Genomic DNA, 18988 nt, shown 5'->3' with positions numbered 1-18988 from the left:
GTCGAGGATACCAGCGCTTAGTGCGTCATCAATCCAGTCGAGCGCTGCTAGCGCGGCCAACCTAACGCACATGCACAGGGCGCGCGCAACTCAGAGATGGCCTCCAGCGGTTGTTGCAACGCTAGGGCAGGGGAGAGGTTAGCGCCGAGCATGCCCTCTACCATCTGCAGCATCTCCTCTTCCAATCGTTCTGCGCGGTAGTGGAGTTGTCGCAGTTTATTGCCCGCGTCAAGCAGTGCCAACACGGCCTCAGTAGCAACGCTTGGCTCTGCCACGCTATACATTCCCGCACGCCGCCCATTCTCGATGATTGTTTGTAACGGGGTTCGAAGTTTCTCCATGGCCTGCAGGCCCCAGATTTTCGCTGAGGGCTCCAAGTGCCGGAGTTCGTGGCGCAACAGCAGTTCTTCTTTGGGATGGCTGCGCTGGCGCACCATCAGGAAGTTGATATACCCCGCCAGGTCCCGCTTACCTGAGTACCGACTCCAGGCGTGCAGGCGCCGATCCACCACCGCCAGCACCACATCCAGCAAGATGTCCTGCTTGGACGAGACGTGGTGGTAAAGGCTACCCGGCAGAATACCGATGTGACTCGCCAGCTTTCTCATCGACATCGCGACATACCCATGTTCTGCCATCAGATCGATCGCGGCATCAATTAAAAAGTCTGGGCAGGTTTGCTTCAGTTCACTCATAGGCGGTAGGGGTCGTGGAGGTGCGTGCTGAAGGGCCGTTGCCCGGCTCGAGTGCACAGAGCCGGACAAACAGCACGGATCGCCAGGGATCGTTGCTGACACTTATGCCTGCACAGCAAATTCGACTTCGCCCAGCTGGGCCATGCCGGCATCGGCGGTTGCCCAGACCTGAGCAACACCTGCAGCGGTTACTCGTCCACCCAGCTCAAAAGTGGCAGGGCCAATGAGTGGCCGCACGCCGCGGAAACTGAAGCGACGAACGCGTGCATGCGGGTTGGCTCGTTGGAAGGCACCCAGGTTCAATGTCGCGATCAGAGGGCCGTGCACCACCAAACCGGGATAGCCTTCCTGCTCAGTGACGTAGGGCCAGTCGTAGTGAATGCGGTGGCCATTGAAGGTCACGGCCGAATAGCGAAACAACAAGGTAGGCGAGGGCTGGACTATTTCCTGCCAGGTGGCCGCAGGTGCGACTTGCGTGTTGGTCAGCTTGGGCGGCGTGGGTTCGCGATAAACAATGTCCTGCTCTTCGATGAGGACGCTGCGGCCATCCTGGACGTAATCGTGCTTCACCGTGACGAACAGCAGTGATCCAGTACGGCCATGCTTTTCTTCGATGTTGAGGATGGTCGAGCGGCGTGACACCTGAGCCTCGACCTTTAGTGGAGAAAGAAACTCCAGCCGGCTGCCGGCCCACATCCGATTGCGTTTGCCGGCAGGGGGTAAAAAACCACCTGTAGCGGGATGCCCATCGACGCCCAGGCCTGCTTCCGGCACAGGCTCTTGGAAAAACGCCCAATGCCACAGCTGGGGCAGGGCATCGCCCGGCGCTGGGCAGGGTTCGCTAAGCGTCGCGGCGATCCGTTTGACCAGGTTATGGCTAATACGGTCATGGCTGACCTCGCTGCGATTAATCCATGCGGTGTAGTCCGTCTGGGTCATGTTAGCGTCCTCTGCTCAAAGCTGACTGGCGAACTGAGGCACGGCTTCAAACAGGTCCGCCACCAGACCGTAGTCAGCCACCTGGAAGATCGGTGCCTCTTCGTCCTTGTTGATCGCTACGATAATTTTGGAGTCCTTCATGCCGGCCAAGTGTTGGATTGCACCTGAGATTCCGACGGCGATGTACAGCTGTGGCGCAACGATCTTGCCGGTTTGACCGACTTGCATGTCGTTGGGCACGAAGCCTGCGTCCACCGCGGCGCGCGAAGCCCCCACACCGGCGCCCAGCTTGTCGGCCAACGCGTACAGGTGCTTGAAGTTGTCACCGTTCTGCATGCCGCGGCCGCCAGAAATGACGATCTTGGCAGCCGTCAGTTCAGGGCGATCGGACGTGGCCAGCGCTTCGCCGACGAACGCCGATTTGCCTGAGTCGTGGGCGGCGCTCACGGCTTCGATGGCGGCCGAGCCACCTTCGGCAGCGACGGCGTCGAAGCCAGTGGCGCGCACGGTGATGACTTTGATGCCAGCGCTCGACTGCACGGTGGCAATGGCGTTACCGGCGTAGATAGGACGCTTGAAGGTGTCAGCCGATTCCACCGAGATGATCTCGGAGATCTGATCAACGTCCAGCTGGGCAGCAACGCGTGGCAGCACGTTTTTGCCATTGGAGGTGGCCGGGGCCAGCACGTGGCTGTAGGCCTTGGCCAGTTCAACCACCAGTGGGGCAATGTTTTCCGGCAGGAAGTGCGCATAAGCGGCGTTATCGGCCACCAACACTTTCGCAACGCCAGCAATTCTGGCGGCCGCTTCAGCCACGGCCCCAATGCCTTGGCCGGCGACCAGCACATGCACATCACCACCGATTTTCGCGGCAGCTGCGAGGGTGTTCAAGGTTGCAGGAGCAAGGGTAGCGTTTGCCTGACTCTGTAGAAAGTCAGCGATAACCAGGACAGTCATTCAAATCACCTTCGCTTCTGTTTTCAGTTTTTCGACCAGCTCTGCAACCGACTTGACCTTGATGCCAGCGCTGCGAGCAGTTGGGCTTTCAACCTTGATGGTCTTGTTGGTGGACGCAATGGCAACACCCAAGGTATCCGGGGTGACGGTTTGAAGCGGTTTCTTCTTGGCCTTCATGATGTTAGGCAGCGAAGCATAACGAGGCTCGTTCAGGCGCAGGTCGGTCGTAACGATGGCGGGCAGGCCCAGCGCAACAGTCTGCAGGCCGCCGTCGATTTCACGGGTGACATTGACCTTGCCGCCAGCCACGTCCAGCTTGGAGGCGAAGGTGCCTTGACCGAAACCGGTCAGTGCCGCCAGCATCTGGCCGGTCTGGTTGTTGTCGCTGTCGATGGCCTGTTTACCCAGGATCACTAGCTGAGGCTGTTCCTCGTCGACAATCGCCTTGAGCAGCTTGGCCACGGCCAGGGCGTTCAGCTCATCGGCAGCCTCCACCAGGATGGCGCGGTCGGCGCCGAGGGCCAGGGCGGTACGCAGTTGCTCCTGCGCTATGCTCGAGCCGATGGTGACGACCACGATTTCGGATGCAATACCCTTCTCTTTCAGACGCACAGCCTCTTCCACGGCGATTTCGCAGAAGGGGTTCAGGGACATCTTGACGTTGGCTAGGTCGACGCCGGAACTGTCCGCCTTGACCCGTACCTTGACGTTGTGATCGATCACTCGCTTGATGGCGACTAGCACTTTGCTCATAAATATCGTCTCTATTGTTATGAGTAGCCCCCCGCATGGCGTGGATGCGAGGGCACCCGAATTTAGAACGAGCGCGGCAACTCGAGCAGGTGCTCGGCTACATAGGACAGGATCAGGTTGGTGGAGATCGGCGCCACCTGGTAGAGGCGTGTTTCGCGGAATTTGCGCTCCACGTCGTATTCATTGGCGAAACCAAAACCGCCATGGGTTTGCAGGCAGGCGTTCGCCGCTTCCCAACTGGCTTTTGCCGCCAGGTATTTCGCCATGTTGGCAGCAGCGCCTGCATTCTGGCCGTTGTCATACTGCTCGCAAGCTTTCCAGCGCATCAGGTCGGCGGCTTCGATTTCGATATGGGCTTCGGCGATTGGGAACTGCACACCTTGGTTCTGGCCAATTGGGCGACCAAAGACAACGCGGTCACGGGCATACTGTGCTGATTTCTCAATGAACCAGCGGCCGTCACCGATGCACTCGGCGGCGATCAAGGTGCGTTCGGCGTTGAGGCCGTCGAGGATATAGCGGAAGCCTTTTCCTTCCTCACCAATAAGACTATTGGTCGGAATTTCCAGGTTGTCGAAAAACAGCTCGTTGGTCTCGTGGTTGACCATGTTGGCGATCGGCTGCACGGTCAGACCGTTGCCGATCGATTCACGCAGGTCGACCAGGAAAATGGACATGCCTTCGGATTTCTTCGTGACCTCTGCAAGCGGCGTGGTACGAGCCAGCAGGATCATCAGATCGGAGTGCTGAATACGGGAGATCCACACCTTCTGGCCATTGATCACATACTTGTCGCCTTTACGCACGGCGGTGGTCTTGATCTTGGTGGTATCCGTACCCGTGGTAGGTTCGGTAACGCCCATGGATTGCAGGCGCAATTCACCGCTGGCGAGTTTGGGGAGGTAATAGCTTTTTTGCGCCTCACTACCGTTACGCAGCAGCGTGAACATGTTGTACATCTGGCCGTGGATTGTGCCGGAGTTGCCCCCGCAGTGGTTCACCTCTTCCAAAATGACCGATGCTTCGGCCAGCCCCAAACCTGAGCCGCCGTACTCTTCCGGAATCATTGCGGCAAGCCAGCCGGCGTCAGTCATGGCTTTGACGAAGGCTTCAGGGAAACTCTTTTCCTCGTCGATCTTGCGCCAGTACTCGGCAGGGAACTCTGCGCACAGTGCACGCACGCCTTCACGGATAGCATCAAGTTCTTCGTTGTAATAGGTGTTCAAGTTTCATCTCCAGGCGGGCCCGGCAGGCAGCGTATTGCGTTTCGCCGCCAACCTGGCCCTGACTCAGTAATGCGGGCAACGTACCCATGTTGGTTTCCCTCATCATGGATCGAAGAACGGGCCACGACGACTACCTTTTTTTTCTTTGAGATATGTTCTAACGGCATAGGTTGATCCGCTGATGAACAATTGCCCTTACTGCTGACTCAACTGGTTTCGAAGTTAACGATTCGTTACGCCTCTTGGGGCATTACAGAGGCCGCCAAGCAATGTGCCTGTTCACTGTGGCTCTAGCTGCTATGCTCAAATGCTATAGCTTGCAGGCGGCACTTGCCCTAGACTGGCGGCGGGAACATTCCAAGGTCCAACATAAAATCAATGGTCTGCTCATGGACGTTGTTCAACTCAAGACACTGATCCACGTCGCTGAACTCGGCAGTTTGAGTCGCGCGGCGCATAGATTGCATGTTGCCCAGCCAGCGTTGAGCCGGCAGATTCGCCAGTTGGAAAAAGAGCTCGGCGTGTACCTGTTTGAACGCCATGGCAGGGGTATGATTATCACTGAGGCGGGCTCGGAAGTTTTACAGCACGCTATTCGCGTGATGGACGAACTGGAAGCGATTCGCTGTTCGGTGATGGGAGGGCAGACCGCCTTCCGCGGCGCGGTCGCCATTGGCACTACGCCGACGATCGCTGAGATCGTGACTGTGCCACTGGTTAAACAAATCCGTGAAACCCACCCAGAGCTTTCCGTACGTTTTTCTTCGGCGTTCAGCGGCTACCTTCTGGACTGGTTACAGCGCGGAGAGCTTGATCTGGCGATTTCTTACGACGTCGAACCGCTCAATTCCCTGCGAATTATCCCTGTCATGATGGAGAGCCTGGTGCTGATCGGCCCTCCATCTACAGGCCTTGAACTTGGTAATCCTATTCAGTTTTCGAGGCTTGCAGCAGAGCAATTGGTGCTTCCCAGTGGGCGCCACGGATTGCGAAAAATCGTCGATCAGTGCGCTACCGACTCCGGTTTCAAGATCAATGCCAATGTTGAAGCCGATTCCTTGGGCGCGCTTATTGAGCTGGTACGCCACGGTTTTGGATTCACGGTGCTACCGCTGGCTTCAATTTATGGTCATATCCAGAATGGCACCCTATGTGCCGCACCCCTGGTGGAGCCGACCCCCATGCGTAAATTGGTGAAAATCTACCCTGCAGAAAGGCATGTAAGCCCTGCCACGCGCTACGTGGGTGACGCTTTTGTCGAACTCGCCTCAGAGATGGTGACGCAGGGCATCTGGACTGGATACATGCTGTGAGCTGCAAGCTTTTCCAGGCCTCGCCCTTGTCAGGTAATGCACCCTTTGCCCAGCGACGTCATGGCTACGGCAAACGCTGATGCAAATGGATTGAATAGATTCCTTTGGGCCATGCACCAAGGGCAGTTTGAACCTGCGCTGTCGCGCGATGACGATAAGGTCGGCCTGTGATCCCTCCACTGCACAACGTAGATTTGAAAACACTTCGGGTGTTCTGTCAGATCGTCGAAAGCGGCGGTTTCACTGCCGCTCAGGTCCAGTTGAACGCCAGTCAGCCCGTGATGAGCAACCAGATTCGCCAGCTTGAGCAGCGTCTGCAAGTGCGCCTTTGTGAGCGAGGGCGCAAAGGCTTTAGCCTGACCGAAGAGGGGCGGGTGGTGTACCAGGCTGCACTCGACCTGTTTGCGTCAATTGAAAACTTCAGGACGATAGTGTCCCGCGATACCTCGGAACTAAAAGGTGAGCTTCGGATCTCGATCGTTGATAACACGGCAGCGAACCCGGACACGAAAATCTGTGAAGCGATCAGTCGCCTGCGGGATAAAGCGCCTCATATCGACTTGTCGCTGTCCATCGGGTCGGCTACCGATGTAGAAACAAGCGTCATCGACGCCAGCCGGGACTTGGGTATCGGCTTCTTTCATCATCGTGTGCCGTCATTGAATTACTACAAGCTGTTCAATGAAAAGCACCTGCTGTATTGCGCTGCAGGCCACCCTGCCGCTCGGCTGGCAAGGGCCGAGTTGTTCAATGCGCTTGCCGATTTTGAGTTTGTCGACGCCAGTTACACGGATGGCGTCATCGAGACCGAATGCGTCAACTGGAGGCTGGTCTCGACATCGACCAACATTGAAGCGGTCGCTGTACTCATTTTGTCTGGTTGCTACATTGGGTACCTGCCCGTGCACTATGCCCGGCAATGGGTTAGCACGGGCGAACTTCAGCCACTGCTCCCGGACACATTTATGCGCAGCTATGACAACCACCTGGTGACATCGGCGACACGATCTCGCCGGCTGGTCGCGTCCGTTTTCATCGAAGAGCTTGTGTCTGCGCTGCGGCTGCCTTCGATCGACTGATCGGTTGACGCGTGGAGGGCTTGCTGACCTTCAAAGGCCAGCAGGCCAATCAAGCTGGACTTGAGTGCGGGTTGCCCAGTAGCCGTCAATGGCGGCAATCATTTGAAAACCTGAATCCGTAGTGTGCCCCTCACAGGCTGCGCAGAAGTGCCTGACCCACTCAGCAGCAAGTCCCGCCGCGAACCACGATGTCGGCTAAGTTCCTGATTATCTAATTTTTTTGCAGGGAAGCGGGCAATCGGCGTTCCCTCAGAAGCTGTCGTTTGGTCGACATTTGCTGGCACCTCGACAGGGTCAGGCGTCCCTGATCATTACATTTCGATTTGGATGCGTAAGTGCTCCATACCAGTGATGTAACGGTTCCAGGGGCAGGGCTAGGATGATCCCGGCTCTCCTATTCGGACCCTACAAGAAGAACAAGAGGTGAGAAATGATCGAAGTACATGGTGTGGACGTCATCCCTGACGAAGATCGAAACGGAAAGATAATGGATTACTTCCGAATAGGGTGGAGTGGCAATACGTCGCTTTCATCCGCTGTGCTTGGAGCCTTCCCGATTATCTTCGGCCTGTCATTCTGGCAAGGGGTCGTCGCAACGCTGATAGGTTTGTTTATCGGTGCACTGATCGTCATGTCCATGGCGCTATTTGCACCCGTCACCGGAACCAATAATGCTGTTTCCTCCGGTGCCCATTTTGGCGCGGTCGGTCGCATTGTGGGTTCGGTATTGAGTTTGTTGGCATCGGTATCGTTCGTTGCCATCTGCGTGTGGTCGAGTGGTGACGCGCTGATTGGCGTCCTTCATCGTCTGCTGGGCCTGGAGCCAACCGACCTGCAGTACGCCTGGGCGTACAGCATCTTCGCTGTGGTGATGATTGTGATCGCGGTGTACGGCTACAACATCATGCTCGTGGTGACTAAGATCGCAGTTGCCGCCGCGACGTTCATGTTCGCGGTCGGCTTTTTCGTGTTCTGGCCTCAAATGGATACCAATTTCCAGGGGGCAGGTTTTGTCTGGGGTAGCCCGCAATTCTGGGCACCCTTCATCAGCGCCACCCTGATGGTCATTGCCAATCCCATGTCGTTTGCAGCGTTTCTGGGGGACTGGACCCGCTACCTGCCTCGCACCGTCAATCGGCCACGCTTGATGTTTGCAGGTTTCGCTTTCCAAATGCTGGCGCTGCCGCCGTTCATGTTTGGCCTGGTCACGTCATCGATCATTTTAAATCACGCCCCCGAATACCTCGAACATTTCAACTATATGGGCGGGTTGTTGGCGATCGCGCCAACCGGGTTCATCATCCCCCTGCTGTTTCTCGCGTTGCTCAGCGGTATGTCCACCGGCACCCTCAACCTGTACGGGACGGGCCTCGACTTCAGCAGCGTGCTGCCGCGCTGCAGCAGATTGCAGTCGACGCTGCTGGTGGGTTTTATCGCTTGCATCCTCATCTACGTCGGCCGCTTTGCGTTCAATCTGGTCGATGCGATGTCCACCATCTTGTCGCTGATTATCGTCATGACCACCCCGTGGGTAATTATTATGGTCCTCGGCTACATCAACCGCCGTGGCTATTACAACCCCGACGCCCTGCAGGTCTTTAACCGCCAGCAAGTGGGTGGCGCTTACTGGTTCCGGGGCGGCTGGCACCTGCCGGCAATGTGTGTCTGGGTGTTCTCTGCAGTCGTGGCCCTGATGACAGTGAATATGGGGGATAACTTTACTGGCTGGCTGGGTCACCTGGCAGGCGGTATTGATATTTCCCTGGTGGTGGCGATTGTATTACCGGCAATCCTCTACCCATTAATGCTGTGGGTCTTTCCTGAGCCGCAAGCGCTCTTCGGACCTCAGGGCAGCCGCTTGGCGCCGACTGTAGAAAAACCTATCGCTCGCATCGTTAGCCGCAAAAACAAGTATGACGCGGTCAGCAACCGTGAGGCTGTTGTCAACTGAGCTGCCGGCAATACATCTCAATGTGTACTTCGTGAGTGATCCAACACGCACGCGAAGTGTCTGGGCTGAAAAAAGTACCAAGAGTTAATTTAGGAGTTTGTAACATGTCTCTTTTCGACACGTTTGACCTGCAGGGCCTACGGCTGTCCAACAAGATCGTCATGGCCCCTATGACCCGATCGCGTGTAGGCATGGATGGGGTGCTCACCCCGCTCAACGCTGAATACTATGCACAGCGTGCCCAAGGCGGGCTGATTGTTTCTGAAGCCCTCGTTGTCGATCCAGTCGGGCGTGGTTACCTGTTTACCCCGGGCATATACACCGCAGAACAGGTGAAAGGCGCTGCACTGGTTGCAGATGCCGTGCACGCATCAGGCGGCAAAATTTTCGCCCAACTCTGGCATGTGGGGCGGGTGGCACACCTTTCAACTATCCCAAGTGGTTCGGTGCCCGTAGGGCCGACCTCTGAGCCGATGAACGAGATCTACGTCTTCGGCCGCGATGAACAGGGGCGTCCAGGTAAAGTGCGGGCTACTCCTCCGCGGTCAATGTCCGACGCGGACATCGAAGCAACAATCGAGCGGTTTGCGGTTGCGGCGGTTAACTCGGTCGCGGCCGGCTTTGACGGCGTTGAGATCCTGGCTGCAAACGGCTATCTGTTCGAACAGTTCCAGAATAGCGTGGTTAACACCCGCACTGGTCGATTTGGTGGCCAGTCGGCGGATTCTCGAATTGAACTGCTGGTACAGACCATCAAGGCAATCAAATCCAAGGACAGCTCCATCCGTATCGGTGTGCGTCTGTCACCGTTTGGCACCTTCAACGGAATGCCGAAGGATCCCAAGACCGCTGAGACCTACCTGGCGCTGGCGCAGGCCCTGGAAGCCTTGGGGATTTCCTACGTTCACTTCAATGACGAACCTGTGTCCATTGGGCACCTTAATCAAGAGAAGGTCGGTCACTTGGCAGAGGACGCGGGTGGTGAGTTCACCCGATTGATTCCGACCGACTTCCTCGAGCAATTCCGTGCGTGGTTCAGCGGCCCCGTGATGATTTGTGGGGGGCTGACGCTGGACCTCGCGACATCCATGCTGAGCAAACGCCAAGCTGAGCTATTCGCTTTCGGCATTCCTTTTATTGCGAATCCGGACCTGCCTGCCCGATTGAAAAATCAGTGGCCGCTGGCTCAACCTGACCTCGAATCGTTTTACGGTGGCGGTGCCAAGGGGTATGTGGATTACCCGGCGTACAGCCCAAGTTGAATTCGCTCGCGTTTGTTAAATGGGTAATCGGCATGAAAACAATAAAAAATGTCGTGGCCGCTGGGTGTTTTATGAGGGCTTTGGAAAAGATCTTTTACACGCTGGCGGTGAACGCTAAGTTTCAAGGTGGGCAGGTCTAGGGCGGGCAGTAGGCGAGCTCTAAGTTAATCGAAGGGCCTGTCGAAATGTCGGGGCTGTGGCTAGGCGATGTGTATGAGCAAGCGCGTTGCGAAGGTGGCAAACCGGTGGTTTGAGATCGAACGGATAGATCCAGCGCTGAGCTTGATTACAGAACCTCACCTCAGCGTTGCGGTGCAGCGTAACGTCTGGCATGTGAGAGGGCGATCGCGGGATCTGCTGGTCGACAGTGGCTCTGGATTAAGTAGTTTGCGCGCGGGCTGCGGGCATTTGTTCCGCAGTCCGGTCACTACCATCGCGACCCATGCTCACCGAGAACAGATTGGCGGTCACCCGGAGTTCAACGCGTGTTGGGCGCATAAAATGGACGTCTCTGAATCGGCGGAATTGAACGTTACTTTGCTGCACGCCGCGCCTGAGTTCGTCGTCCCGAGTAATAAGTCAACGCCCGCCGATGTCGGCGCGTTTATTACGGCTGCGCTGCCGTTAGCGGGGATTGACAGCTCCGCCTGGCCGCAGACTTCGGTCAAGGTCAGCCGCACTTTGGAGGAGGGCGACGTCGTCGATCTGGGCGATCGAGCTTTTGAAGTACTTCATCTCCCGGGTTACACGCCGGGATCAATTGGACTGTGGGACAGGGAGAGCGGCGTTTTGTTTTCAGGGGCGGCGTTATATGAAGACCTTTGCACTCAGAACAGAGCGTCGCGTGTAATGGACCATTGGCTGCGCACACTGTTGCGCTTGAAGGAGTTACCCGTATCGGTTGTCTATCCGGGGCGTCATAGCGCGTTCAGCAGACCCGCAATGGTGGCGCGGATCGATACTATTCTGATGCGCCTGAACGCGTGACGTCTTGTTATGAAATACCGGCATAGCTGATAGGGCACTTTGTTAGTGGTATGGCCATAACGTCGGCACTAAGCTGCTGATGTTAACGGCTGAAAGTTGATTAAACAGATTATTAACCACCCGCCGGTGCTTCTGCCTGCATTAATACACTACGCGCGGACGAGGCTACGCCTGCGCGGCCATCAGCAGGTAAATCCACCGGCCCAAAACGGATGATAAAGACTTGAACAGCATTCACCAGACCGTCCAGGCCAGCGACAACGCCAGCCTGGAGGCCCGGCGCAGCGCCGTCGTGCCCAGAGGCGCCCCGACGATCACCGGACGTTTCGTGCACAGCGCTAAAAACGCAGTCATCCATGATGTCGAAGGCCGCCGACTGATCGACTTTGCCGGTGGCATCGGTGTTCTCAACACCGGGCATCTGCATCCCCATGTGCAGGCAGCAGCGCAGGCGCAACTGACCCAGTTTGCGCACACTTGCTACACCGTCGCCCCCTACGAAAGCTATGTACAGCTCGCGGAGCGGCTGGTTGAACGTACCCCCATCAGCGGTGCGAAGAAAGCGCTGCTGGTGACCACCGGCGTCGAAGCGGTCGAGAACGCGGTCAAGATCGCCCGGGCTGCCACCGGACGCAGCGCCCTGATAGCATTTGGCGCAGCTTTCCACGGCCGCACGCTTCTGGGCATGGCGTTGACCGCCAAGGTTGCCCCCTATAAGGACGGCTTCGGCCCCTTTCCTGCCGAGGTCTACCACGTGCCTTTCCCGACCGGCAGCGTGACGGCCGAGGCCTCCATCGCCGCCATCGAGGATTTGTTCTCGTATGATGTTCCGGCCAATCGCGTGGCTGCGATCATCATCGAGCCGGTGCAGGGCGAAGGCGGCTTCAATGTTGCCAGCCCTGCCTTCATGCAGGCGCTGCGCGCACTGTGCGATGCCCATGGCATCCTGCTGATTGCCGATGAAATTCAGTCTGGTTTTGCCCGGACCGGTAAGTGGTTTGCCGTCGAACATGCCGGGGTCGAACCCGATCTGATGACCATGGCCAAAAGCCTTGCCGGCGGCTTCCCGCTAGCCGCGGTGGTCGGTCGGGCAGCGCTGATGGATGCGCCCGTTCCGGGAGGCTTGGGTGGCACCTATGCGGGCAACCCGGTCAGCATCGCCGCCGCGAATGCGGTCATCGATGTGATAGAAGGCGAGGGCCTGCTGGAGCGGTCTGCCCTGCTGGGCGAACGCCTTCGCACCCATCTTCACGGAATCGAAAATCTGCCGGAGCTGGCAGAAGTGCGCGGGCTGGGCAGCATGATCGCAGCGGACTTCCGCAGCACGACCCCGGCGGGCCAAAAGCCGAATGCCGACTTCGCCAAAGCGGTTCAGAAACACGCACTGGATCTTGGCCTGATCCTGCTGACCTGTGGTCAGGCGGGCAGTGCAATCCGCTTCCTTTACCCGCTGACCATCGAAGATGAGGTGTTTGCCGAAGCCCTGGCAATTCTGACCCAGGCGCTGCGCATGGCGCAAAGCGAGCTGTCAGGGGCGTGAGCACTTCCAGGCGGGCCGAAAACACTTTTGGGTTGGTGGAGGCAGGCCACCGCGCTGAATCGAAAACAAGAGGTACTCAACGTATGGAGAACATGGCATGACTGAAAGCACTGCAGCCGTGCTTGACGCGGCAAAAGCACTTATCAGCGTCTTTGGCGCCCATGACACTGCGGCCTATTTTGCGGGCTTCTCGGAAGATGCGAGTTTTATCTTCTATTACGAGGATAAGCCGCTGCGCGACCTGAACGCCTATCGCAAAGAATGGAAACGCTGGGAAGACGATCACGACTTCGCCGTGAAGGGTTGCCGCTCTCTGAACCAGATCGTGCAATTCGTTACGCCCGACGTTGCCGTGTTTCTCCACGATGTTGAGACGGACATCGTTTATGACGGCACGCTGAACACACGGTTTGAACGCGAGACCATACTGTTCCGGCAGCAGCCCGATGGACGCTGGCTTGCCGTACACGAGCATTTGTCGAAAGCCGAGCTGGCCTGATCCAGCCACGCCACTACGAGCAGAGTCATGATGCAATCGCTCGTCGTTGGCGAAGTTAAGTGGTACTGAAACTATCATCGATGAATATCTGCCCGGGCGTCGGCGCCCGGGCTTTCACCTTGCATGATTCAAACTGACAAGGGATCCCAGACCATGCACAGCATAAGTACACAAAAACCACAGGGCGACAAACCCGTCGTCATCGTCACGGGCATATCCAGCGGCATCGGCAATGCCGTGGGCCACCTTTTGGAACGTGAGGGATGGCGGGTTGTCGGCATAGACCTGCGCACAAGCGCCGAATTTCAGACCTTCCAATGCGATGTTAGCGATTGCGCAGCCGTATCGGCTGTCTGCGAGCAAGTGGAAGCCGAGATCGGCGCGATTGCCGCTGTGGTGACTGCAGCCGGTTTCTGGCAGGGGACCACGCCCTTCCAGCATGATCAGAGCGTTTGGGAGAAGCTGGCCGCCGTTCACCTGGCCGGCAGCACAAACTTCGCCAAGGCGGTTCTGCCAGCCATGCTGAAAAGAGGTCAAGGCAACATCGTCTTCATCACCACCGACCTTGCCCTGAATGGCAACCCGGATGATGCCTGTTATGTCACGGCAAAAGGTGCGGTTCTGGGCATGATGCGTGGGCTTGCTCGCGAAACCCATTCACGCGGCATCCGGATCAACTCGGTTGCTCCCGGTGCAACCGATACTGCCATTCTGCCGCCCGATTCGATCTGGCGCACGCCGGAAAAGCTGACCTCCCTGCCGATGCCGCGCCTGATTGATCCGGCCGAAATTGGCGCGGCGGTGGCGCTGCTTTGCGATCCCACCCTCGGATTCAGCGGACAAATCCTTTCCCCCAATGCAGGCCAGGCGCGATGACCCAATCTTCCCAAAATATACTTCTGGTTGACCCTCAGGCGAGTGAGTGCTTCCCGTGGCTACCAAGCTCAGGGCTGGGTCAGATTCAGACCCTTGACGATTTCAACGCCGAACCGGAGAACCGCGCCTTCCCCGGCTGGACCTCGGTGATCATCATGGTCGGATCGGAGGCCGAGGGGTCGCTACTGGACACCCCGGTCGCCGACTGGAACAGCGCGGTAACGGCCAAGCTGGGCAAGGTGCTGAGAGCGGCACAGAGCGCGGCGGCCCGGATGCATCCGGCGCGTGGGCGCATTACCCTGGTCTGGGCCGAGGATGACCGCGGTGCGACCATTCGGCATGCGCTTGCCGGCGGCTGCACTGGAATGGTCAAAGCACTGTGCCTGGATTTTGCCCCCCATCACATCGGCATCAACGGCCTGGCTGTTGATCTGGCACGACAACCACACGAGCGCGACATTCGCGCCTGCCTCGACCTGCTCGCCTCCAGAGCTGCAGAGGGCGTAGTCGGTCAGGTGCTGCAACCTGCAAGCAGCACCTCCATCACCGGCTGGGGTAGCTGGTAACACGCCGGGCTTACCCGGGCGCCTGAAGGTGGGCGTCCGGTCAAGGGCTCACAACGCTGACGCTACAAGCGAAGTAGAGCGCTAAAAAGAAAGCCACCACCTGCGTGGGGTGGTGGCTTCAAGGTGCTGAAAGCCGTCAGAACAGCACCTGTCCGATCAGTTGCATGAGTTTGGCCTCGTGAGCCGCATTCCTACCGCTGATCAAACCCAGAGGTACGTTGGACGCACAACTGAGCTGGACTCTGTGGCTCCAGGTGACTCGATGTCAGCGACTTTAGGCTTGGACATCCAGGCGCCCCGAAGCGGAAATTGCATGTTGCCTAACTACCAGCCCACATCAGGTTACTAACGGGGGCCCATTGCTGGGGCCCGGTATCATGGACAGACTCGCCTAAAGCATCGACCGCCACGGTGGTAGGCATGTCTTTGAGTTCAAATTCATAGATGGCCTCCATTGCGAGATCTTCGAACGCGACGACGCGTGATTGGGTTATGGCCTGGGAGACCAGGTAAGCAGCGCCGCCGACGGCCATCAGGTACACCGAGCCATGTTCTCTGATCGCTTCGATTGCGACGGGGCCACGTTCAGATTTGCCGATCATTCCAAGCAATCCCGTTTCTGCCAAAACACGCGGCGTGAATTTGTCCATTCTGGTCGAGGTCGTAGGGCCGGCAGGGCCAACGACCTCATCTCGAACGGGGTCCACTGGCCCAACGTAGTAAATGAAACGGCCTCTAAGATCGACGGGGAGCGGCTCACCTTTGTCGAGCATCTCGACCATCCGCTTGTGTGCTGCATCTCGTCCAGTCAGAAGCTTGCCGCTCAGCAAGATGGTCTCGCCTGGCTTCCAGGTGCGTACCTCTTCCGGCGTCACAGTGTTCAGATTCACACGGCGCACACCTTCACCTGTCTCCCAGGCGATGTCCGGGTAGTCGTCGAGGTTGGGTGCCTGCAAAACAGCTGGGCCCGATCCATCGAGTGTGAAGTGAACGTGGCGTGTCGCCGCGCAGTTCGGGATGATGCAGATCGGCAATGACGCTGCGTGAGTCGGATAATCCTTGATCTTCACATCGAGCACAGTGGTCAGCCCGCCGAGTCCCTGAGCGCCAATACCCAGTTGGTTGACCTTGCGGTAAAGCTCGAGTCTGAGCTCTTCAACCCGATTGCAAGGACCACGCTCAATGAGTTCATGGATGTCGATGGAGTCCATCAACGACTCCTTCGCCATGACAGCAGCTTTTTCTGCGGTACCACCGATGCCAATCCCCAGCATCCCTGGAGGACACCAGCCCGCGCCCATGGTTGGGACTACTTTCATCACCCAGTCCACGATGGAGTCGGAAGGATTGAGCATGACCATCTTGGCCTTGTTTTCCGAACCACCGCCCTTGGCTGCGATATCAATCGATAGCTCAGAGCCTGGCACCACGGAGTAATGGATGATGGCTGGGGTGTTGTCCTGGGTGTTAGGGCGTTTGCCGGCCGGGTCGGACACAATGGAGGCTCGAAGCACATTGTCTGGGTGAGCGTAGGCTCGACGCACACCTTCGTTGATCATCTCGTCCAGGCTCATCGTTGGATCTTCCCACTTTACGCCCATGCCGATCTTGACGAAGACGGTGACGATGCCGGTGTCCTGACAGAGGGGGCGATGCCCGGTTGCACACATCCTCGAGTTGATCAGGATCTGCGCGATCGCATCTCTGGCCGCAGGCGCTTGCTCACGCAGGTATGCCGCATGCATCGCTTGGATGAAGTCGCTGGGGTGGTAGTAAGAGACGTACTGCAGAGCATCTGCAACGCTCTGAATCACGTCGTGCTGACTAATTGTACTCATAACCACTCCTGTCGAATCTTCAGCTCCGCCGGCGGGATCGGCCGGCTGAAACCACTGCGGCGGGATCACTCAACGCTGTGAAGCGAGATACATCCACGTGTCCATCACCGAATCAGGGTTCAGCGAAACACTGCTGATACCTTGATCCATCAACCACTGTGCGAAGTCCGGGTGGTCAGATGGCCCCTGGCCGCAAATGCCGATGTACTTGCCAGCCTTGTTGCACGCAGCGATTGCGTGCGAGAGCAGCTTTGTCACTGCCGGGTTGCGCTCATCAAACAAGTGGGCGATCACGCCCGAATCGCGGTCTAGGCCAAGGGTCAGCTGAGTCAGGTCATTCGAGCCAATCGAGAACCCGTCGAAGTGCTCGAGGAATTCTTCGGCCAACAGGGCGTTCGAGGGGAGCTCGCACATCATGATGACTTTTAGCCCTGCCTTGCCTCGCTCGAGGCCATTGGTTGCAAGCAACTCGACAACCTTGCGGGCTTCGCTGAGGGTTCGCACGAACGGCACCATCACCTCGATGTTGGTAAAGCCCATTTCTTCGCGCACGCGTTTGAGGGCGCGGCATTCGAGCTCGAAGCAGTCGCGGAATGATTCGCTGATGTAGCGAGAGGCGCCACGGAAGCCGAGCATCGGGTTTTCTTCTTCCGGCTCGAACAGCGCCCCCCCGACAAGGTTGGCGTATTCGTTCGATTTGAAATCCGAAAGGCGGACAATCACTTTTTTCGGTGAGAACGCAGCGGCGAGGGTACTGATGCCTTCCGCCAGCTTGTCCACGTAAAAATCTACTGGGGATGCGTAGCCTGCAATGCGTTTGGCGACAGTGGCTCGAATGTCCAGTGGAAGATCATCAAAACCCAGCAGTGCTTTCGGGTGAACACCGATCATGCGGTTGATGATGAACTCCAGGCGCGCCAGGCCTATTCCTGCGTTGGGCAACTGAGCAAAGTCGAATGCTCGGTCGGGATTGCCGACGTTCATCATCACCTGGAAGGGCAGGGACGGCATGTCATCCACTGCGCTCTGCCTGATGTCGAACGGTAGTTCGCCCTCGAAAATGAAGCCGGTGTCGCCTTCTGCGCAGGACACGGTTACCGCCTGACCGTCCTGCAGTCGATGAGTGGCATCGCCACACCCCACTACGGCAGGAATTCCGAGCTCACGAGCGATGATCGCGGCATGACAAGTACGCCCTCCACGGTTGGTGACGATAGCGCTCGCACGCTTCATCACGGGCTCCCAGTCTGGGTCGGTCATATCTGACACGAGCACGTCACCGGGCTGTACTTTGTCCATTTCTGCAACGTCAGTGATGATCCGCACACGGCCCGAGCCGATACGTTGGCCGATGGCACGCCCCTCCACCAGCACTGCGGCACGTTGCTTGAGCAGGTAACGTTCGATGACATTCACTTTCGCCCGGCTTTTAACCGTCTCAGGGCGCGCCTGGACGATGTACAACTGGCCGTTATCGCCGTCTTTGGCCCATTCGATGTCCATGGGGCGGCCGTAGTGCTTCTCGATGAGCAGCGCCTGCTTGGCCAGTACCGCGATTTCTACGTCGTTCAGACTGAAGCGCTCTCGCTCACGTTGCTCGACCTCCACAGTTTTTACAGACCGGCCGGCTTGGCCGAGGTCGCCGTAAACCATCTTGATCGCTTTGCTGCCCAGATTGCGTCTGATGATCGCTGGGCGCCCGGCCTCGAGCGTGGGCTTGTGAACGTAGAACTCGTCGGGGTTCACTGCGCCTTGGACGACGGTTTCACCCAAGCCATACGAGGACGTAATGAATACAACGTCGCGAAAGCCTGATTCGGTGTCGAGCGTGAACAGTACGCCCGCTGCCCCCGTCTCAGAACGCACCATGCGTTGCACGCCTGCAGATAGGGCAACGAGCTTATGATCGAAGCCTTGATGTACGCGGTAGGCGATAGCCCTGTCGTTGAACAGAGAGGCGAAAACCTCCTTCGCCGCGCGGATGACGTTGTCTACGCCACGGATGTTCAGGAAGGTCTCCTGCTGCCCTGCGAACGACGCATCGGGGAGATCTTCGGCAGTGGCAGATGAGCGCACGGCGACGGAAATGTCCGCGTTCCCTTCAGAGAGCTGGGCGAAGTGCTCACGAATTTCTTGATCAAGCTGTGCAGGGAACTCGGCTTCCATCACCCACTGGCGAATCATTGCTCCAGTGCGAGCGAGCGCAACGACGTCGTCGACGTCCAGGTTGTCTAGCGCTTCGTGAATGCGTTGATTCAGTCCGCTCTGATCCAGGAAATCGCGGTATGCCTGGGCAGTAGTAGCAAAGCCACCCGGTACCGATATACCAACCTCAGAGAGGTTACTGATCATCTCACCCAGAGAAGCGTTCTTGCCGCCGACATGTTCGACGTCATCAAGACCCAGGCGTTGAAGGGATACTACGTAATCGGCCACAGCTCAAACTCCGCGCGCTTTCGAGCGGCCTGCCCAAGTAAGGCATGCTGCTCGAATCTGTACTTGTTATC

16 protein-coding genes are annotated in these 18988 nt (G+C 57.7%); 9 read left to right on the top strand and 7 right to left on the bottom strand.

Annotated features, from left to right (window positions below):
* Nucleotides 1-47 precede the first annotated feature (47 nt).
* From CXQ80_RS14045 to CXQ80_RS14025, 5 genes are all read right to left on the bottom strand, one after another.
* Nucleotides 48-695, bottom strand: coding sequence for a TetR/AcrR family transcriptional regulator (locus tag CXQ80_RS14045; protein ID WP_101320481.1), 648 nt, complete (start codon nt 693-695; stop codon nt 48-50).
* A 102-nt stretch (nt 696-797) separates the two neighbouring features.
* Complete coding sequence (locus CXQ80_RS14040) at nt 798-1634, bottom strand: MaoC family dehydratase N-terminal domain-containing protein (protein WP_101320479.1); 837 nt, start codon at nt 1632-1634, stop codon at nt 798-800.
* Between the two features lie 15 nt (nt 1635-1649).
* Nucleotides 1650-2591, bottom strand: coding sequence for an electron transfer flavoprotein subunit alpha/FixB family protein (locus CXQ80_RS14035; protein WP_101320477.1), 942 nt, complete (start codon nt 2589-2591; stop codon nt 1650-1652).
* Nucleotides 2592-3344 carry an electron transfer flavoprotein subunit beta/FixA family protein gene (locus CXQ80_RS14030; RefSeq protein ID WP_101320474.1) on the bottom strand — a complete coding sequence of 251 codons (753 nt, stop codon included), beginning with the start codon at nt 3342-3344 and terminating at the stop codon, nt 2592-2594.
* Between the two features lie 62 nt (nt 3345-3406).
* A complete protein-coding gene (locus CXQ80_RS14025) occupies nt 3407-4570 on the bottom strand; it encodes an acyl-CoA dehydrogenase family protein (RefSeq protein ID WP_101320472.1) in 1164 nt (387 codons plus the stop codon).
* A 389-nt stretch (nt 4571-4959) separates the two neighbouring features.
* Here CXQ80_RS14025 and CXQ80_RS14020 point away from each other — a divergent pair, with 389 nt between their 5' ends.
* From CXQ80_RS14020 to CXQ80_RS13980, 9 genes are all read left to right on the top strand, one after another.
* The gene (locus tag CXQ80_RS14020; protein ID WP_101323056.1) at nt 4960-5883 is read left to right on the top strand and encodes a LysR family transcriptional regulator; all 924 of its coding nucleotides are present in this window, start codon (nt 4960-4962) and stop codon (nt 5881-5883) included.
* Nucleotides 5884-6050: 167 nt separating this feature from the next.
* On the top strand, nt 6051-6962 hold the full coding sequence (locus tag CXQ80_RS14015) for a LysR family transcriptional regulator (protein WP_101320470.1): 912 nt from the start codon (nt 6051-6053) through the stop codon (nt 6960-6962).
* 430 nt (nt 6963-7392) lie between these two features.
* Nucleotides 7393-8913, top strand: coding sequence for a cytosine permease (locus CXQ80_RS14010; protein WP_101320468.1), 1521 nt, complete (start codon nt 7393-7395; stop codon nt 8911-8913).
* Between the two features lie 104 nt (nt 8914-9017).
* Nucleotides 9018-10175, top strand: coding sequence for an alkene reductase (locus CXQ80_RS14005; RefSeq protein WP_101320466.1), 1158 nt, complete (start codon nt 9018-9020; stop codon nt 10173-10175).
* 213 nt (nt 10176-10388) lie between these two features.
* Nucleotides 10389-11162, top strand: a complete 774-nt coding sequence (locus CXQ80_RS14000) for an MBL fold metallo-hydrolase (RefSeq protein WP_157831754.1) — start codon at nt 10389-10391, stop codon at nt 11160-11162.
* 232 nt (nt 11163-11394) lie between these two features.
* Nucleotides 11395-12702 (top strand): 4-aminobutyrate--2-oxoglutarate transaminase, encoded by a 1308-nt coding sequence (gene gabT, locus CXQ80_RS13995; protein WP_101323055.1) that lies wholly within the window; start codon nt 11395-11397, stop codon nt 12700-12702.
* A 97-nt stretch (nt 12703-12799) separates the two neighbouring features.
* Nucleotides 12800-13201 (top strand): nuclear transport factor 2 family protein, encoded by a 402-nt coding sequence (locus tag CXQ80_RS13990; RefSeq protein WP_101320462.1) that lies wholly within the window; start codon nt 12800-12802, stop codon nt 13199-13201.
* A gap of 153 nt (nt 13202-13354) precedes the next feature.
* Nucleotides 13355-14077 (top strand): SDR family NAD(P)-dependent oxidoreductase, encoded by a 723-nt coding sequence (locus CXQ80_RS13985; RefSeq protein ID WP_157831753.1) that lies wholly within the window; start codon nt 13355-13357, stop codon nt 14075-14077.
* A complete protein-coding gene (locus CXQ80_RS13980; protein ID WP_101320458.1) occupies nt 14074-14643 on the top strand; it encodes a hypothetical protein in 570 nt (189 codons plus the stop codon). The genes CXQ80_RS13985 and CXQ80_RS13980 overlap by 4 nt, the downstream gene beginning before the upstream one ends.
* A 320-nt stretch (nt 14644-14963) precedes the next feature.
* Here CXQ80_RS13980 and CXQ80_RS13975 read toward each other — a convergent pair whose 3' ends face one another.
* Together CXQ80_RS13975 and ppsA are read right to left on the bottom strand one after the other, a co-directional pair.
* Entirely contained in the window at nt 14964-16481 is a 1518-nt protein-coding gene (locus tag CXQ80_RS13975) for a fumarate hydratase (RefSeq protein ID WP_101320456.1), read from the bottom strand.
* A gap of 69 nt (nt 16482-16550) precedes the next feature.
* The gene (ppsA, locus tag CXQ80_RS13970) at nt 16551-18917 is read right to left on the bottom strand and encodes a phosphoenolpyruvate synthase (RefSeq protein WP_101320454.1); all 2367 of its coding nucleotides are present in this window, start codon (nt 18915-18917) and stop codon (nt 16551-16553) included.
* Nucleotides 18918-18988: the final 71 nt, after the last annotated feature.

The sequence above is a fragment of the Pseudomonas sp. 02C 26 genome (assembly GCF_002843585.1).
GTDB classification, from domain to species: Bacteria; Pseudomonadota; Gammaproteobacteria; order Pseudomonadales; family Pseudomonadaceae; genus Aquipseudomonas; species Aquipseudomonas shirazensis.
Note: the sequence above shows the minus strand (reverse complement) of the source record. Positions and strands in the feature narration are given on the sequence as shown.